Source organism: Cellulosimicrobium sp. MI9406 (genome assembly GCF_040595865.1).
Taxonomy (GTDB): domain Bacteria; phylum Actinomycetota; class Actinomycetes; order Actinomycetales; family Cellulomonadaceae; genus Cellulosimicrobium; species Cellulosimicrobium funkei.
The window spans coordinates 86954-103038 of sequence record NZ_JALIZI010000002.1; the positions used below are offsets into that span (position 1 = coordinate 86954).

At 68.4% G+C, this 16085-nt stretch carries 9 protein-coding genes and 1 pseudogene; 3 read left to right on the forward strand and 7 right to left on the reverse strand.

The annotated features are described in order from the left end of the window. Window positions 1-81: 81 nt before the first annotated feature. Window positions 82-513 carry a hypothetical protein gene (locus MT994_RS03530; RefSeq protein ID WP_257419224.1) on the forward strand — a complete coding sequence of 144 codons (432 nt, stop codon included), beginning with the start codon at window positions 82-84 and terminating at the stop codon, window positions 511-513. After that, window positions 510-989, forward strand: coding sequence for a hypothetical protein (locus MT994_RS03535; protein ID WP_354805144.1), 480 nt, complete (start codon window positions 510-512; stop codon window positions 987-989). Before MT994_RS03530 ends, MT994_RS03535 begins: the two co-directional genes overlap by 4 nt. A 957-nt stretch (window positions 990-1946) precedes the next feature. Here the strand turns inward: MT994_RS03535 and MT994_RS03540 are convergent. Beyond that, entirely contained in the window at window positions 1947-3023 is a 1077-nt protein-coding gene (locus tag MT994_RS03540; RefSeq protein ID WP_257419222.1) for a DUF4236 domain-containing protein, read from the reverse strand. A gap of 69 nt (window positions 3024-3092) precedes the next feature. Then, entirely contained in the window at window positions 3093-4940 is a 1848-nt protein-coding gene (locus MT994_RS03545) for a DUF1524 domain-containing protein (protein WP_354805146.1), read from the reverse strand. Between the two features lie 541 nt (window positions 4941-5481). Between MT994_RS03545 and MT994_RS03550 the strand changes: the two genes are divergently transcribed. Continuing rightward, on the forward strand, window positions 5482-6972 hold the full coding sequence (locus MT994_RS03550) for a toll/interleukin-1 receptor domain-containing protein (RefSeq protein WP_354805147.1): 1491 nt from the start codon (window positions 5482-5484) through the stop codon (window positions 6970-6972). A gap of 174 nt (window positions 6973-7146) precedes the next feature. On the opposite strand, the pseudogene MT994_RS03555 reads toward MT994_RS03550, so the two are convergent. The 5 genes and pseudogenes from MT994_RS03555 to MT994_RS03575 form a co-directional block, all read right to left on the reverse strand. Further along, window positions 7147-7707: pseudogene (locus tag MT994_RS03555) on the reverse strand (DUF2188 domain-containing protein); the annotation flags it as partial. A gap of 61 nt (window positions 7708-7768) precedes the next feature. Beyond that, on the reverse strand, window positions 7769-8314 hold the full coding sequence (locus MT994_RS03560; RefSeq protein WP_354805148.1) for a helix-turn-helix domain-containing protein: 546 nt from the start codon (window positions 8312-8314) through the stop codon (window positions 7769-7771). 666 nt (window positions 8315-8980) lie between these two features. Then, window positions 8981-9220: a hypothetical protein gene (locus MT994_RS03565; RefSeq protein ID WP_354805150.1), complete on the reverse strand. Its 240-nt coding sequence runs from the start codon at window positions 9218-9220 to the stop codon at window positions 8981-8983. A gap of 593 nt (window positions 9221-9813) precedes the next feature. Beyond that, the gene (locus MT994_RS03570; protein WP_354805152.1) at window positions 9814-12621 is read right to left on the reverse strand and encodes a discoidin domain-containing protein; all 2808 of its coding nucleotides are present in this window, start codon (window positions 12619-12621) and stop codon (window positions 9814-9816) included. A gap of 134 nt (window positions 12622-12755) precedes the next feature. Continuing rightward, window positions 12756-16064, reverse strand: coding sequence for a hypothetical protein (locus MT994_RS03575; RefSeq protein WP_257419313.1), 3309 nt, complete (start codon window positions 16062-16064; stop codon window positions 12756-12758). Between the last annotated feature and the right edge of the window lie 21 nt (window positions 16065-16085).

Consider the following 16085-nt stretch of genomic DNA (forward strand, 5'->3'; position numbering starts at 1 on the left):
TGACGAGCCCTTGAAGTCCTCCCCCCAGTTCTGGGAAGGTCTTCGCGACGACGACGCGGGTGCGCAAGGGGGCGAAGCCACATGGGCCGACGTTGGCTGGCAGCGATCGTTGTGCTGGTCGCGCTCACGGGGTGCGCGACCACAGACTCGCCAGGCGCCTCGCCCTCCCAGGAGTCGATCGTCGTCGACTCCTTCCCGGCCGTCGACGCCGACGTCAAGCCGCCGCCCGAGGGGGCAACGAACGCGCTCCTGGACGCGGGCACCACCCCGCCGCTCCTGACCGTCATCTCGTGGGGCAGCTCAGGGTGCGTCCGCGTCCCGCAGTCCGTGCGGTGGGCCGACCCATCCACGATCGAGGTCACCACAGCCCCCAGCAAGAACACCGAGTGCGCCGCCAACTACGAGCCCATCAGCCAGGTCGTCGAACTTCCGGATCAACATCCGGTGAGCGAGTCAACGACCGTCGAGATCGACGGAAAGCAGGTCCAGTTCACACTCGAAGGAGAGCAATGAGCACCAGACTGCGCCGCGCAGGGGTTGCGCTTCTCGCCACGGCCGCCCTCGGCCTCGGCGGGATGTCCGCAGCAGCAGGCGAAGCGGTCCCCCCGCCCGTTCCCGACACGCCCGCAGGGCCCGACCCTGACTCCGCGATCGACCCCGACACCCTCCGGGACCGACTCACCCTCCCTCCCATCCCGGAGGACCTCGCCGCCGAGGCCGAGCGGATCCAGGCGACCTACGCCGACGACGACCGGTTCGGCGCCGTGGCGATCTCCGACGACCGCACCGAGCTCGCGGTCACCTGGTTCGGCGACCTGCCGACCCACATCGTCCCCAGCACCGAGCTGACCGTCGTCGAGGCAGCGTTCGCGCCGGGCGACCTGCGCCGCGCAGCACAGGACCTCGCCGGGACCGAGGTCGCCGGCACGAAGGTCGTGGGGGCAGGCGTCCAGGTCGAGGGTCGCAAGAGTAGACCGGGGCATCGATGAGCGCGCTGAGGAAGGGGTGGTCGGCCATCTCGCGTCCGCGGTCCCAGGTCAGGTACTTGCCCATGCCGGGTGGGACGTTGAGCAGTCCTGTCAGGCGGGGGCACGATCTTCAGGTAACGGGTGGTGCGCTGGACGAGCGTCGCGACCGCGCTGGGGCGCTGCCCATGACGAGGCCGCCTTCGCAGTGGCCGGGCTGCCGCGGCCGACCGCCGCGCCGGGCGGACCCCGTTCGTGATCGAGCCCACCCACGGCGGATCACAGCGACGCCCCGACACCGCCCCGAGCACAGCCAGCACCGCCACCGCGATATTGACCCGGCGCGCGGGCCGCTCACCCAGCACCAAAAGCGGCGCTCCAGGATGTCCGTACGCGCGACCCACCCTCCCGCGGCCACGTCCAACACCTCCGCGAGACCACGACCCCACAACTCACTCGCTCGTTGAAGACACTGCCATTTCGACCTCCGCATCGAGTCGCAAGGCGCCCCCCTCGCGGCTCACCAACCGAGCGCGAGAGAAGAGGCCCAAGGCACGAGCCCCCGCAGCATCAAGGGATCCGCCCTCGATGACCCTCAGAAGGTGGAGAGCGGGTGATGCGACCACGGACGGTCGGATCGCATCAGCGGCGACGAAGCCAGCGTCTGTCAGCACATCCTGTCGCCGCGCAAAGAACTCGGCGGCATCGGAAGAACTCGGCGATGCACAGCACGACTGACTACGGCAGCGCGCCGACATAATACCTTATGTGATGTTATGCCCGGTTGAAGTCGCCGCGAAGCCGGTACCCTCCGTGCGGACACTGCGTCCGCAAACTCGCCCGCAGACCGAGGTCGGGACGGTTCTCGGGACCCGTACATCAGCGCCGCAGCCGGTGTGACTGCGACGCGGCGCGTATTACACCCAGTTGACATCTCGGGTGGATTCCCGGAAGGGCCTTCGAGTCTGCGCCGCGGAGTGTTCATGTCGCGGTGCGGATCGCGTCGGCGAACATCGCGACGAGCCCTGAGAGGGCCGGATCGTCCACCTCCACCGGGATCACGTCCCCAGCAGCTCCCTTGCGTCGAAGCCGTGCATCGTCGGCTGCGAGCAGGGTCTCCGCGGGGTCGAGCTGAGCCCACGGAAGCGACTGGGTTCGCTCGCGACCGAACTCGGCGGTGTAGATGACCGTGAGGTAGCCGGACGGGCTGAGCGCGTCGGGGTCCTTGCGGAGCACGACGATGCGGACCTCGTCGAGGGACGGCGCTGCGGCGAACGCTTCTTTGACGGTGGCGAGCACTGTTGAGCCGAGCGCCCGTACATAGAGTGCGTTGCGGTCGCTCTTGGTGCGCTTGCGCGTCGTGGTGTTGCCTGCCGGTGTGAGCGCGACGGTGCGCTCGGGGATGCTGTTGGCGGACGGGAAGACGACCACAACTGTCGCGTACCGCTTTCCCTCGTCGGTGCCCGCGTCCACGCAGGTCGCTTCGGAAGCGTTGTCCGCAAAGACGCCGTCGAGCATGACCAGCACAGCCTCGCTCTCGTGCGCGACCAGCCGCTGCCAGAACGACTCAGCCTGGGCCTGACGGGTGCGGTGCTCCTCGAGGTTTGCTGCGTCTTGCTGCTGAGCCTCATGTCGGGCGTCGCGTTCCGCCCGCTCCTGCGCAGCGCGGCGAGCGGCACGCTTGAAGAACCCAATGCCTGAGACGGACTCCTTGCGTCGTCGGGTGACGAGCGCTTGGACGTCGACCGGGGTCGGGGACGGAAGCTGCGGTGGCTTCGAGTGTGGAAAGTCCTCCAGGTGCAGGGTCGTCAGCGCGCGCTCGATCTGCGCGATCTCCTCAGCCTGCGTCTCGCGCTCAAGCTGGCTTGCGCTCACTCGCGGCCGGGCCGGTCGCGAAGCCGAGGAGTGGTACTGCGAGACGCGCACCCCGGCGATGCTCGCCGAGGTGTAGGTGCGCCCTCCCCCGACCGAAACACGCGCTCTTGAGTTACCGACGCTGGTGCGCAGACCCCTGCTCGACGCGCTGATCCGCACGCCTGGTGCGACCTTGAAGCTCACGCGGGCCACATTGCCTCCCTCGTTCTCTTATCCGGTTGTCGTGCGCTCACGGACGCACGGAGCTGTGGCCTACTCACACCCGACTCCGTCACCATCACGGTCGAGCTTGCGGGAGTACCCGGGCTGGCCCTCGTAGATGGGTGCGGCACCTGCTGCGCGAACGGCGTCGCAGTTCTTGTAGAACACGGGTGCGGGTTCTGGTTCGGGCTGCGGTGCGGGTGCGGGCGGCGGTGCCGGGGCCGGGTCGGGGACGACGACCGGTGCGGGCTCGGGTTCGGGCGCGACTACCGGGTCGGGCGCGGGTTCGGGTTCGGGTGTTGGCTGCTCGGCGGCGACCTCGACCTGGACGTAGGAGCCGACGGCCCCGTCGGCTGCGGGCAGTAGCTGGTCGGGGCAGGTGGTGAGGATGCGGGCGATGGCGTCGTGCTCGGCCTGGGTGACCCACAGCTTGTAGGTGGCCTTGACCGCGACCTGGCGGGCGACGTACTCGCACCGGAACGCCTTGTTCGGGGGCAGCCAGGTCGCGGCGTCCCCGTCGCCCTTGCCCTGGTTCGTCGGCCCGTCGACTGCGAGCAGGTTCAGCGGGTCGTTCGCGAACGCCTGGCGGGTGTCGCGGTCGAGCTGTTGGGCGCCCTTCTGCCACGCGTCCGACAGGGCGACGACATGGTCGATCTGGACCGCACTGGACGTGGCGTTGCCTCGTTGGAACGCGATCGTGGTCGCGGTGTACGGGTCGTCCAGTGTCCCGGTCAGGACCACGCAGTCGTGGGTCCCGGGCTTGAACGTCTCGCCTTCCAGGTCGCGGGCGAGGACGTCGTTGCGGGTGTCGCAACCGTTGCGGTCCACGTCCGCCCACGCCGGCCCGAACGCCTCCCGGTCATACCCGGTCTTGGGCGCGCGGCCCTTGACCTCGAGCGTGCCCAGCGCCGCCAGAGCCGTGCTCTGCCACGCGGTCGTGATCGCGGCGTCGAGCTCGGCCGCCTCCACGGGCTCCGCGGTCGCGGTGTCCGTGCCGGGGACCGCAGCCTCCTCGGTGTCCACCAGGGCTTCGTCCACCGACTCGCCCGGATCCTCGGCGACGTCGCCGCCCAGGTTCACTCCGACCACACCGGTGGGCGCGGGCGGTGCCGTGCCGATCCCTACCGCGACCGCACCCGTCGACACCAGTGCCGTGGCCGCGACCGCGGCAATGGCCGTGCCGAGCACGCGGCGCGGCACAGGCTTCGGACCCGCCGGCTGGGCCTGGGCCCGCGCCTTCACGGCGGCCGCGGTGGTGCGAAGGTTCCGCGCAATCTGACCCAGCTCGTCCGGGCCAGCGCCCTGCGCCATGCGGGTGGACCACACCAGTGCCGCGTGACCGGCTGCGTCTTGGGCCGCGGGGAACGACACACCGCAGTCCTTCATCCGCGTCGACACCGGCAGGTTCACGAACCCGGCCTCGGACTCGATGCGGTTGACCGCAGTCCACTTCCATACACAGGTGCGACCGTCAGTCCCGGCGAACCTAGCCGCCTTGTCTGTGAGGAGCAACGTCCCCGTGGACACCACGGTAGGAGTCTTCGCTCCGACACGTCCGCGCGGTTCGACCAGGCGCACGTCGGAGAACCCGCCGCGGACCCTCTCCGACCCGGGCACCCGCGGGTCGCTGAACGGCGCGGTGCGACCGTCCATCATCGCCAGGACCTGGCTCGTCGCGTCGTGGTCGAAGGGCGGCAACGCGTCCGGGGTCCGGTACCGCACCCACAACCACCGCACCCCCACCCCGGCGAGCACCCCGAGATAGAGGATCTCGAAGATCCACGCCAGAACAGAGCGCTGGGTTGAGGGCAGTCCGGCGCCCATCTCGACCGCGATCCGGGCCCCGAGCTGGTAGGGCCACGCGATCACGTAGTACGCCACCGCCAGCGCGATCAGCACGGCGACGATCGCACCGAACCCGCCCCCACTGCTCGACCTCTTCGCCACGCTGCGTCCCTCTGCTTCTCACCCGCGCACCGGCACGAACCGGCACGCTCGACCTCGATCTGCGCGCTCACCGTAGTGGACCGCACAAGCGACGAATCAGAGGCCTACGTCCTCAATCCTGCCGAAGCGGCCGAAACTAGCGGAAAGCAGCCGCCTTCGGGAACGAATTTCACCCGTTCTCAGCGCGACCCTGCTCGCAACTGACGGCCTCCCACCTCCTTAGGCGTCGATGTCGCGCATACCGGGCGGCTCTTCGATCTCTCGCTCACCCAGAGCGACTTCTCGCTGTAGCCCCTCCCATGCACTAGGTGAATCCGCTCCCGCTGCGCTCGGCATCACATCACCCGAGCGTGAAGTAAGTCGTTGCTGCTTGCCCACAACGCTCTTGCGGCGAACCGTCGGTGATCGGGCGGGACGTGGAAACACCGGCGCGACCGCGTCGTACGGCGGAGGCGCAAACGCGCGGCGCCAGGATGCTCGTACACTCGCGCCCATGGCAGACGCGAAGAGGGTCTTCATCTCCTACGTCAAGGAGAACTCCCGCGAGGTTGACCAACTGTGCGCGATTCTCGACGCAGCGCAGATCCCGTATTGGCGGGACCGAACTTCGCTCGGACCAGGAGACGCATGGCGGCTGAAGATCCGTCAGGCCATCAAGGACGGCGCTCTCGTCTTCCTGGCGTGCTTCTCCGAGAAGTCGCGCGCTCGAGACAAGTCCTACATGAACGAGGAACTTGTTCTGGCCGTCGAGGAGTACCGCCTACGTGCGTACGGGCGCCCATGGCTCGTGCCGGTCCGGTTCGACGACAGCGACGTGCCGCTCATGGACCTGGGCGCGGGCCGAACCCTCGATGACATCAACCGGGTTGATCTCTTCGGTGACCAGTACGCCGCCCAGGCCGCTGCACTCGTCACCACTATCCACCGGGTCATGGGCGACTCGACCGCCGACGAAGCGACAACGCTGGCATCCATCGAAGCGGCCGGCTCGTCCGCGAGGCCGGCCCAACTTCGCCGCCTTACGAAGGAGATGTTGCCCAATCCCAGCCGTCGCATCGCTCTCGACGATCTGGTAACAACGGAGACAAGCCGACTGGTTCAAGCGATGCAGGACGAGACCCGGTTCCCTCTGAGCCTCGCCGTGACGAACGGCCCCGAGGCGTTCGCCGAAGTGGTCGACACGGCGACACGCTACTGGGCACTCACCGAGCCGCTGTGCGCGACGCTCCAAGTCGCCGCCCGCTGGGCCGACAAGACGGCTCTCGCGCCCTGGACGTCTGCCATCCAGCGCGTTCACAGCGAGTCCAACCGGGTCCTCGGAGGCAACACCGCCCTGCTCGGACTCCGGCAACTCCCGCTCCTGTTCGTGACGTTCACTGCAGGGCTTTCGGCTGCCAGTCAAGACCGTTGGGACAACCTCAAGACCCTTCTGGTGGACATGGTCGTCACAGAGTCACGGCGCGACTCCCCCACTCCCCTCGTCAGCGCCATCTACCCGTACCTGCCGTTCGAGGGTCCCGACCTCGTCCCCCACGTGCTCGCTCGCGTCGCCCGAGAAGGCGAGACGTCAACTGTCGCGCTCGAAGCGTTCGAGAAGAAGCGGGTCGGCAAGTTCCACACACCGGTTGCGGAATGGCTGCACAGCATCCTCAAGCCGGTCTTCAGCGAGCAGCTCCCCGACGAGGCGTTGTACGACCGGCAGTTCGACCGCACGGAGATCGTCCTCGGACTGCTCGACCAGGACCGCGCGAACGAAGCCGCAAACGGGTGGCGCCCCTCCGCCCACTGGTTCGGCCGCTCGACCTGGCGCGCACGGCACGGGTACGTCACCTCACTGCAGGAGTTCACACGCCAACTGACCGCCCAACAGCACGCCTGGCCTCCGCTCCAGGCCGGGCTGTTCGGCGGCAGCGTGGAGCGCGCACAGGCAGCCATCCGTGCGTACACCGAGAGCTTTGAGCGCATTGTTTCGTCGAGCTGGTGACCTCTCGCAGCCCGGCGAGGAGCCGAGCGAGCTCGGGGCACAGCCTCGCGGCGTCCAGAGGTTGTCTCCACGGCGGCGTCGCGCTCGTAGACACCGTCACCGCCGGCGAGCGCGTCAACCCCGGTCTCTGACGGATTCACCCGCCCTGCTTACTGGAAGCCTAATGCCTCGGCGTTACCTGCGGGTCTCCGACCGCGCCGTGAACACTCCCGCGTTCGACGATGCGGTGGTCGAGCACGCGGGTGCTGGGCCCTGTTCCCAGGAGTCGCTCGACCGCCAGTCCCCCCATCTTGCGTAGGGGCCATCTCGTCGCTGAGAGCGAAGATGGCGGTGAGGGCCGGCTCGCGGGCGAGAAGGGTCGCGAGGGCTGTTGGCGCCGACTCGTAGAGGGAGTTGCCGTGTGCGATGTGGGGTTCGAGGCGCATCTCGCGCATGGCGCGTTCGTATCCGCGTAGGCGGGGGGTGTTGACGAGGTCGGAGGTGATGTCTCCGCCGAGGAAGCCGATTTTGGGGCCGACGTCGTACGACATCGTCCTCGCGTCGACCACGACTCATCCTGGGATGTTGTGCCGGTCGCGCCCGCGGGAGTCCTTGCGAACGGTCGTTCCCGTCCAGGTTCTTGATCACGAGCTCGGCGCTCTCGCGGTCGGCGGCCGCGCGTCCGGCGGCTACGGCGTCGTCCTTCGTCGTGTGGTTCCACAACGGCTCACGCTCACTCTGCCGACCAACGTGCCACTGCTCGTCCTGGTGCTAGACCTCGCTTGTCACAGCCACGGGGGCACCCTCTCCGTCGGTGCTAGAACACCACCGTGAACCGGGATCGTCGCAAACACACGTCCGGTGCCGACGCGTCAGGTGACGGGCTCGACGAGGGCGGGCGAGTCGTTGCGCGCTTCCCTACGGCCGGTGAGACCTCGACGGTTTGTTGGTACGCCGCGCGGTAGATCGTCTCGTGCGAGACCCACATACCCGGCTCATCGGGGTGCTCACGACGCAGCCACGCCGCGATCTGCTGCAGGGACAAGTCCAGATCGGGCCGCGACAGAACCACGGTGCGCAGTTGCTCATCGCCGGCAAGACGTGGAAGCCGCGGACGCTTGGCCTCCACGTGGGCGCGCTCGTCCGCACGCATCGCACGGTAGGTGTCGCGGCCGCCGTTGCGGGCGATCTCGCGCGAAACCTCTGATGCCGACCGACCCAGCCCTTCGGCGATCACCCGGGCAGACAGGCCAGTCACTATCCCACGCGAGATCTCTTCCCGCTCACGTGATCTAGGGTGCCGCGGCGACCGTCTCGGAAGAGAGGGCCGCACTCCGCCGTGGCACAGCAGGTCGCGGCGCACGTGGTGCTCCTGGAGTCCGGCCCGATCGGCGATCCACCAGAGGGGTTCGCTCGCGCGCTACGCCTTTCACACGACGTCCTGTACTGCCGCTGGCAGCGACGCCAGCACACCCATGCCGACCTCCACGACCACGCATCATCCACCCTTGTGGTGCGTTGGTGAGTTGAGACCGCCGTCAGTTCTGCGACGTCGATGCAAGTTGTGGGAAATCGACTGACAGGCGTCGGGCTGGTCGGCTGTGGTTACGCCCGCTCTGGGTTCCGTGAGGGGATACGCCACCGAGCGCGTGTCGCGGTCGACGAAGATGATGTCGGCGTCAAGCGCGCGGATGACCGACAGGACGCGCATGAGCTCCGCACGCGGGCGCCGATCGCGCTCGATCTCGGTAACGAAGGCTCGCGAGACGTTGGCGCGCGCGGCGAGCTCGGCCGGGTCAGTCCGGCGCGCTCTCGCCGCTCGCGCAGCGCGGCCCCAAGTTGGAGATGACCAGAGACAGGAGGCATGGCTGTCACAGTGCAGCGACAAGCGACATTGTCACGGATTCATGACACTCGGCGGCGCGTCCACCTCCGCCGCCTGAACACGACGAAGGGCCCAGGCGGCATCCCGATCCCTTCGCCAGCCACTGAGCTCCACAGTCGAAGCCGCAGGTGCAGAGTTTCTGCGTCAGTCGTCGGGGTCGTCCGCGGCCTGCAGCATCAACTGGACCTCGAAGTCGAGCGCCTCGCGTCGACGTCGCGCACGGGTTACGAACCCGATGATCGTGACGACGGCACCAACAATGATGAGCAGCGGGCCCGCGCCGCCGTCGAACGCCGCGGCGAGCAGTCCCAGCGCTAGGAGGATGATGCCGACGTACACCGCAGCTGGGGTGATGACTTTGGTCTGGTACGGGCGATTGTTCACGGGCATGCAAGCGTACTGACCCACTACGCCGCGGCCGACCGCCGCGCCGGGCGGACCCCGTTCGTGATCGAGCCCACCCGCGCCGGATCACAGCGACGCCCCAACAGCGCCCAAGCACAGCCAGCACCGCTACCGCGATATTTGACCCGGCGCGCGGGCCGCTCACCCAGCACCGAAGCGGCGCTCCAGGATGTCCGTACTCCCCCCCCCGCGGCCCCGTCCAACACCTCCGCGAGACCACGACCCCACAACTCACTCGCTCGCTGAAGACACTGCCTTTTGGGACTGCCCTTGAGCACCCACGCTTTGGCGTGCCCGCCGCCGTCCTGCGCCCGAAGCAGATCTCGGTGTCGTGGAGCCATTTGGAGAAGACACAGTGGCCGGCACGGCGCCGAGCGGTGCTTGCAGGGTCGCGGGCGAAACGCCTTCAGGCGGTCTCTCAGCGCCCTAACTGCTACCCCTGGTCAGCACACGCCCTACTCGGCGGTCTCCGCCGCCGTCGAGGGCAAATGCAGGTATGCCGAGGGACTCGCACTCGCGAGATCCTTCGCGTCGTGGGCGGGGTCGTGCCAGTCTCGGACCCCGCCCACGACTCATGAGCAGGATGCTGCCGTGTACGGCACGTTCAGGACCTCTTCTGAACCGGACGCGTCTCGAGCAGTCACGCGTGCCGTTCCGTCCGGCACCTCGTTGAGGCGGGTGGCGAACGACTGGTACGCGTTCCCACCGACCGGAACCTCGCGCGTAATCCTGCCATGCGGGGTCGAGAGCTCGATCGTCAGTTGCTCCGTGGCCACCGACCGGGCGCGGACGGCGACATACGCCCGTCCTGCGAGACAGCGGACCTGCGTCTCGGCGCTCACGAACTCGGGCTGCGGGCCCCCGGTGTGCCCCTCTGGTGCGTACACCTCGAGGGAGTGGAGCGAGTACGCCCACTGCGTGAGCCGCTGTGTCCCGACCACACGGAGGTACCGAGCCTCGGCGCCTCCGTCGAGGGAGACGACCTGGGATCCGCCCTTCCCGTCGCTCTCGCTCGCCACGGTGCGCCAGTCCGTGCCGTCATCTGAGACCTGGACCTGGAACGCCTTGGCGGCGGCGGTCTCCCAGCGCAGCACGACCGACCCGAGCTGGCGGACGGATCCGAGGTCGACCTGCACGTGCTGCGGGTCGCTTGCCTGCGACTCCCAGCGGGTCCAGGGCGAGTCGTCGGTGAGGTGGTCGACGACATTGATGGCGTTGGCCGTGCTGCTTGCCGTGGCGGGAGCACCGCGAGCCACGTCGCGGGATCGGACCTCCATGGAGGCGAGGGCCTGCTCGTCTCCTGTGCTGGCAGCAACACGCACGCGCACGAACCGTGCGCCACGCGGGGTGAGCGAGAACACGCCGGAGGCGGACACGGACTCGGCGTTCGCCGCCAGAGCCCAGGTGGTCCCGTCGGTAGAGGTCTCGATCGTGACGACTCCTCTGGGAGCGGTCGACCAGTCTAGCGTGACCTCGCTCACCGGGCGTCGGGTGCCGAGGTCGACCTCGAGCGTGTGTTCGCTCGCGCTGTCCGTCACCCACGCCGTCGCGCTGTACCCGTCGATGGCTGCGCCGGGCTCCGAGCCAGGGCCGGAGGCGGTTCCGGTGAGCGCGACGTCGCGCTGCGGGTCCGTGTCGTACCGCACGGGAACACCGTCGAGAGTCGTGGTTGCCCCGTCGACGTCACGTTCAGCGTTCGTGGGAGCCTCAACGAGCACGAGCGACGAGCCCGCGGGGACAGTCACCTGAGCGACGCCGGAGACGTCCTCGATGAGCACACGCCCGGTCAAGGCGTCGTACAGATCGCGCGCACCCTCCGACTCGAGGTGAACATCGACGACCGCGTCGTCCTCGCGCGGGTTGTAATACAGCGCCGTGGGGTACGGGCTGGGCGCGTACAGGTCGAGGGCGTCGAGGTCGGTGCGCAGCACCCGCTCGACGTTCGTGGCGCTGAGGGTGCCTCCGAGGAAACCGACCCAGCTCGACCCGTACATGCCGAGCTGGGTGGTCTCCGGGTTGAGGCCCCAGCCGTCGGCCCGATCGTACGTGTCGGCAGTAGCCAGCAGACCGGCAGGGCCGCGGTGCTGGATGCCCTCATAAGCGATGACGTGCGCGGGGTCGTCGACGAACCGGTTCCCGTGCTGCTGAGCGTCGACGGGCATCTGGTCGGCGTAGAAGAACCGGCTGGCGTTGTACACCTGGAGCATCCAGCGGCCCACCGCGTCGGCGTAGCGGGTGTCGTAGCGCGCGGTTGCCGCGAGCCAGGGGGTGGCGAAGCTGTTCATCGCGAAGGCGTAGCCGTTCAGGTCGGTACGCGATCCGCTGAGGCCGGAGACGTCGTACCCACCCCACGTGCCTTCCATGGTGCCCCAGCCCCCGCGGACGTCGGTGCCTGCGCGCAGGGTGGCCAAGTACTTGGTGACGTCGTAGTTGGTGCCTGCTTCAGCGTTGAGCCGGGCGGCGACGTAGGGGGCGAGCAGAGGAAGCATCTCATAGTAGATGTTCTTCTCGCGCTCGAGATAGTCCATCGCCCAGATCGCGCCGTCGAGGTACTTCTGGTCGCCGAACGCGTGGTGCGCCCAGAGCAGGATCGCGGCGGTTCCGGCCGCCGTGTCCCCGCCCTCGTTGCGACCGGTGATCTTCGTCATGGTGGCGAAGTCGAAGTCCTGCATCGTGAGGTCGGCCTGCGGGCCTCCGAGGGCGACGAGCATCTCGTAGTGGTGATCGGCGATGGAGCGCTGGATGGTGGTCATGTCTGTCGCCTCGGGATACTGCGCGGCGAGCATGGAGTACAGGACGTTGGCAGTCGTGGCGTACCACATGCTCTTGCCGCCGGGGGCGGCCGGGTCTGCGGCGTCCGACGCGGGGGTGTTTCTCGCGACCCCCAGGTCGGGGTGGAAGAAGGTCCGCAGCATGTCGACGTAGTCGCGACCGTCCTGGTCGGACTTGTCGACTCCGACGAGCGTGGCTCCGACCACGGAGGCGATGAGGGTGACCGCCTCCTGGTGTCCGACCCCGCTCACCGTCCGGGTGTCTCCGTAGTAGGCGGGCATGGAGTAGGTCGTCGATCCCTCGGGCATGTTGAGGGCGTGGCTGTCTTCGCGGATCGTGGTGTAGACGCCGCGGTCGGTCCAGTCGTACACGTAGGCGTCGTAGTCGAGCGCGCGTTGACGCCAGTCGAGGTCGCCCCAGGGGGACGGCGCGCCCGGGAAGCCATCGACTCCCGCAACCACGGCACTGCTTGTCACAGGTGCAGCAGCGCCGTCCGGGCTGGCGGTCTGGGCGGCGCTTGCGTGCACGGCGCCGCTGCACACGAGAGCCGTGACGGCCGTCGTCGATGCGACACGTCGCCACAGGGCAGGTCTTCTCGTCGTACTCATCAGCTCTCTCCTCGCTGAGGGACTGGGGTGTGTGCCGAGGGAACTCGGTGCGCTGCGGCCGCGGCGACGGCACCCGGCCGCAGCGCGAAGGAGGCCGGCCCGGGAGGTTCTCTACCCGGGCCGGGCGTGGCCGGTCAGCCGCAGGTGGTGGCGTCGTACGTGACGTCCCACGAGCGGGATTGACCGTCGGTACCGGTCCCGACGGCGGTGACGGTGCCCTGCGGGGTGCTGATGGCACGAGCGGCGAAGGACTGGTAGGCGCTGCCGCCCGGGACGACGTCTTCGAACTCGCGCTGCCCGAACGAGGTCACGAGCCGCACGTCGGCCGGATCGTCACCGGTGTTGGTCGCCCGCACCGCAACGTAGGCCTTGCCTGCAAGGCACCGGGTCTGGGCCTGGACGTCGAGCGCAACCGCGGGCGTGGTCGTACCGCAGTCCTCGGCCCACGTGACGGTCTGGCCCTCGACAACATCGATCGCCTCGCACGCGTTCTGCACGGCCGGCCCCGAGAACAACACCTGGTTGCCCTCGAGATCCACGTCGAGGCGCTCGCCCCGGTACGTCAGGCCGCTCACGCCGCCCGTTGCGCCCGCGAGACGCACGAACGTCGGGTCACCCTCATCGGTGCGCACCCCGTTCGCCATGAGGACGAAGTCGATGTAGTTCGAGATGCCGAACAACGACGGTCGCACACCGCGCGCCCCGACCGCGTCGCCCGGCTCGCCCTTCGCGTAGTACACCTCGGCGAACCAGCCGCTGCGCACCATGTCGCGCGTGATCGCGTTGACGAGCACCGCGGCGCGGTCACGCAGCTGCGCCTCCGATGACCCCGCGATCGGGTCCATGTCCAGCAGGCCGTAGGCGATGAGCTGCAGGTCGGGCGCCTTGACGGCGAAGTCCCCCAGGCCGGCGAGCTGGGCGCTCTCGTCGTAGTCGTCGAGGAAGCGGTCCATGGTCTTGACCATCGACTCCTCGGTCAGCTCGTCCATGACGAACGCGGTCGAGGTGTAGAACGACCAACCGGGACGGACCCACTGCCCGTTCTCGTTGCGGTAGGGCTGGCCTTCCGTGTCGTCGCCGAAGGGCACGGTGGTGCGGGAGGCGTCGAGATAGACCTTCTGGACGGTGTCCCAGACCTTGCCGTCCTGGTCAGCGGCCGTGGGGAAGAACCACTCGGAGTACTTGGCGCTGATGTCGGTGATGATCGACCGGTACAGGTCGGCGTCGGCGGTCTCGCCGAGCTCGTCGGCGATCTTGATCGCGAACTTCAGGTCGTAGGCGAGGGAGGTGACGAACTCGCTGTCCCGCTCGTCGAAGTGGTTGTTCGCGCCGAGGACCCAACGCATGTTGTAGCGCTCCCAGTTCAGGTGCAGCGCCAGCTTGTCGTAGACGCCCTCCAGCCGGTCCCGGTCCCCGGTGACCGAGTACAGAATCCACGCGGTCTGCGCCTTGCGCGAGGGCAGCGACTCCCCACCGAGCTCACCACGAGTCCCGTACGCCGAGTCGCTCGGCTCCGTCGCACCAGGACCGTCCTCGACCAGAGCCATCATGCCCTCGAAGGACGCCCACGCATTCTCCGGGTCGGTGTAGACCAGCTGCTGCATACCCAGCAACGAGTCCCAGCTCGCCACGTTCTTCGTCCCCGGGGTGCCGTTCATCCACAACGACGGCTTACCCGTGCCCAGCTGGGCGTGCATGTTCCCCGTCTCCGGGGTGGCCGGCAGCACGTTCATCTCCAGGTTGACCCACGCCTTGAACCAGAAGTGCCGCATCTCCTCGGCGGTGACGCCTCCATCGGGGACGCGCTGCACGGAGAAGTCCTGCACGACGGGCACCTTTGCCAGGTACTCGTCCCAGAAGCCCCGCCAGGACTCGCGGTCTCCGTCCGGGTCCTGTGCCGCGGCCTGCGCTCGTTCACGCGAGGCCCCCGCCGGGTCAGCGGTCACCGACTCGTCGTTCACCGCGAGTCCGACACCCACTGACGCGTGACGGGAGCCTGCGGGCAACGATGCGACCCAGGCACCCTGGCCGCTCAGGGGCGTGGCGGACCCGGTGCTGGTCGAGAGCTCGGTCACCGACGTGCCGAAACGCACGTCGGCCCCGACGGGCAGGGCGTAGGTCGAGGTGTGGTACTGCTCTGTGACGGTCAGGAGTGCGTTCGTCGCGTCCCACACGGCCGTGCCCTGGTAGTTCCCTGCCAGGGCGACGCCGTCCGTGGTCGCCTCGACGGTCCGCGAGAACGAGTCCGCGTCGTGGAAGACGTCGAGCACGTCAATCGTCCCGTCCGGGTACGTACCCCGGGACTCCAGCGCCTCAGGCCACCACTCGTTGCCGATCTCGTCGGCCGACCGCAACCACACCTCACCGGCATGGAACGCGAGGTCGTCGAACGTCGTGTAGCCGTTCTTCCCGATGTGGAACAGCTTCGTCGTGAAGGTCCGCTCCCCCGACCAGCCCGTCGCTCCCGCCAGATCGAAGGTGAGCACGCCCGTGGCCGACGTGTCCGGCTGGACGGTGAGGTCATCGCCGGAACCGGTGGACAGCTTCAGCGCCCACTTTCCGCTCGTCTCGGCGACGCGAACGCTGACCAGGGGTGTCGCGTCGAGGTCGACCGTGACCTGGCGCTCGACGGCGCCGTAGCTGGCGTCGCCGATGCGCACGGTCGCCTGTGTGCCGTCCGATGTGATCGCCGCGCCGTTCCCAGCGTGCGCCGCCGTCGACCACGCTGACGTGTCGGAGAGGTCGTCGACCGTCCCTGCCGAGGACTCCTCCCACGGCAGGGACGCACCGTTGTCGAGCGACAGCGAGCGGAACGTCGCCGTACCGCCGTTGCTCCCGGTCTTGTTGACGGCGTAGAGCTTCACGGTGAACGTCTTGGGGCCGGGCTGCCACCCGTAGGTGTCAGCCAGGTCGAACGTGATGGCACCGGTCTGGGAGGAGTCAGCCTGCAGGCCCGCCAGATCGTCGCCCGAGCCGGTCTCGTTGATCTTGACGTTCCACGTCGTGCTCGGGCTCAGGGATGCGACGTCGACGGTGAGGAACCGTGTGTCGGCCACGTCCTGGACGGTGATGCGTCGCTCGACATGCCCCCACTGCTTGCCGTCTGCCAGGCGCAACGTGGTCGTCCCCGAGGCCGAGGATGCAGTGACGTCCTTCGCGGACCACCCCGACGAGTCGTCGAACGACTCCGCCAGCGCGCTGCGGAAGGCACTGCCCTGTGGTCGGTCCCCCGTCGTGGCGAACGTCTGAAGGACGTTCCTGGCGTGCAGAGCCTTGTCGTTCACGTAGTACCCCAGGTTCAGCGGAAGCGACGGACCTGCCGTCTGCTCCAGCTCGCTCCCGGACCGGCCGAACTCGAAGGGGTTGAGCACGATGCGCGAGTCGGGTACGGACAGCCAACGCTGCTGGGCCGCCGAGGCATCTGCGACGTACTCGGTCGTCACGTCGGCGAGGGCTTGTTCATC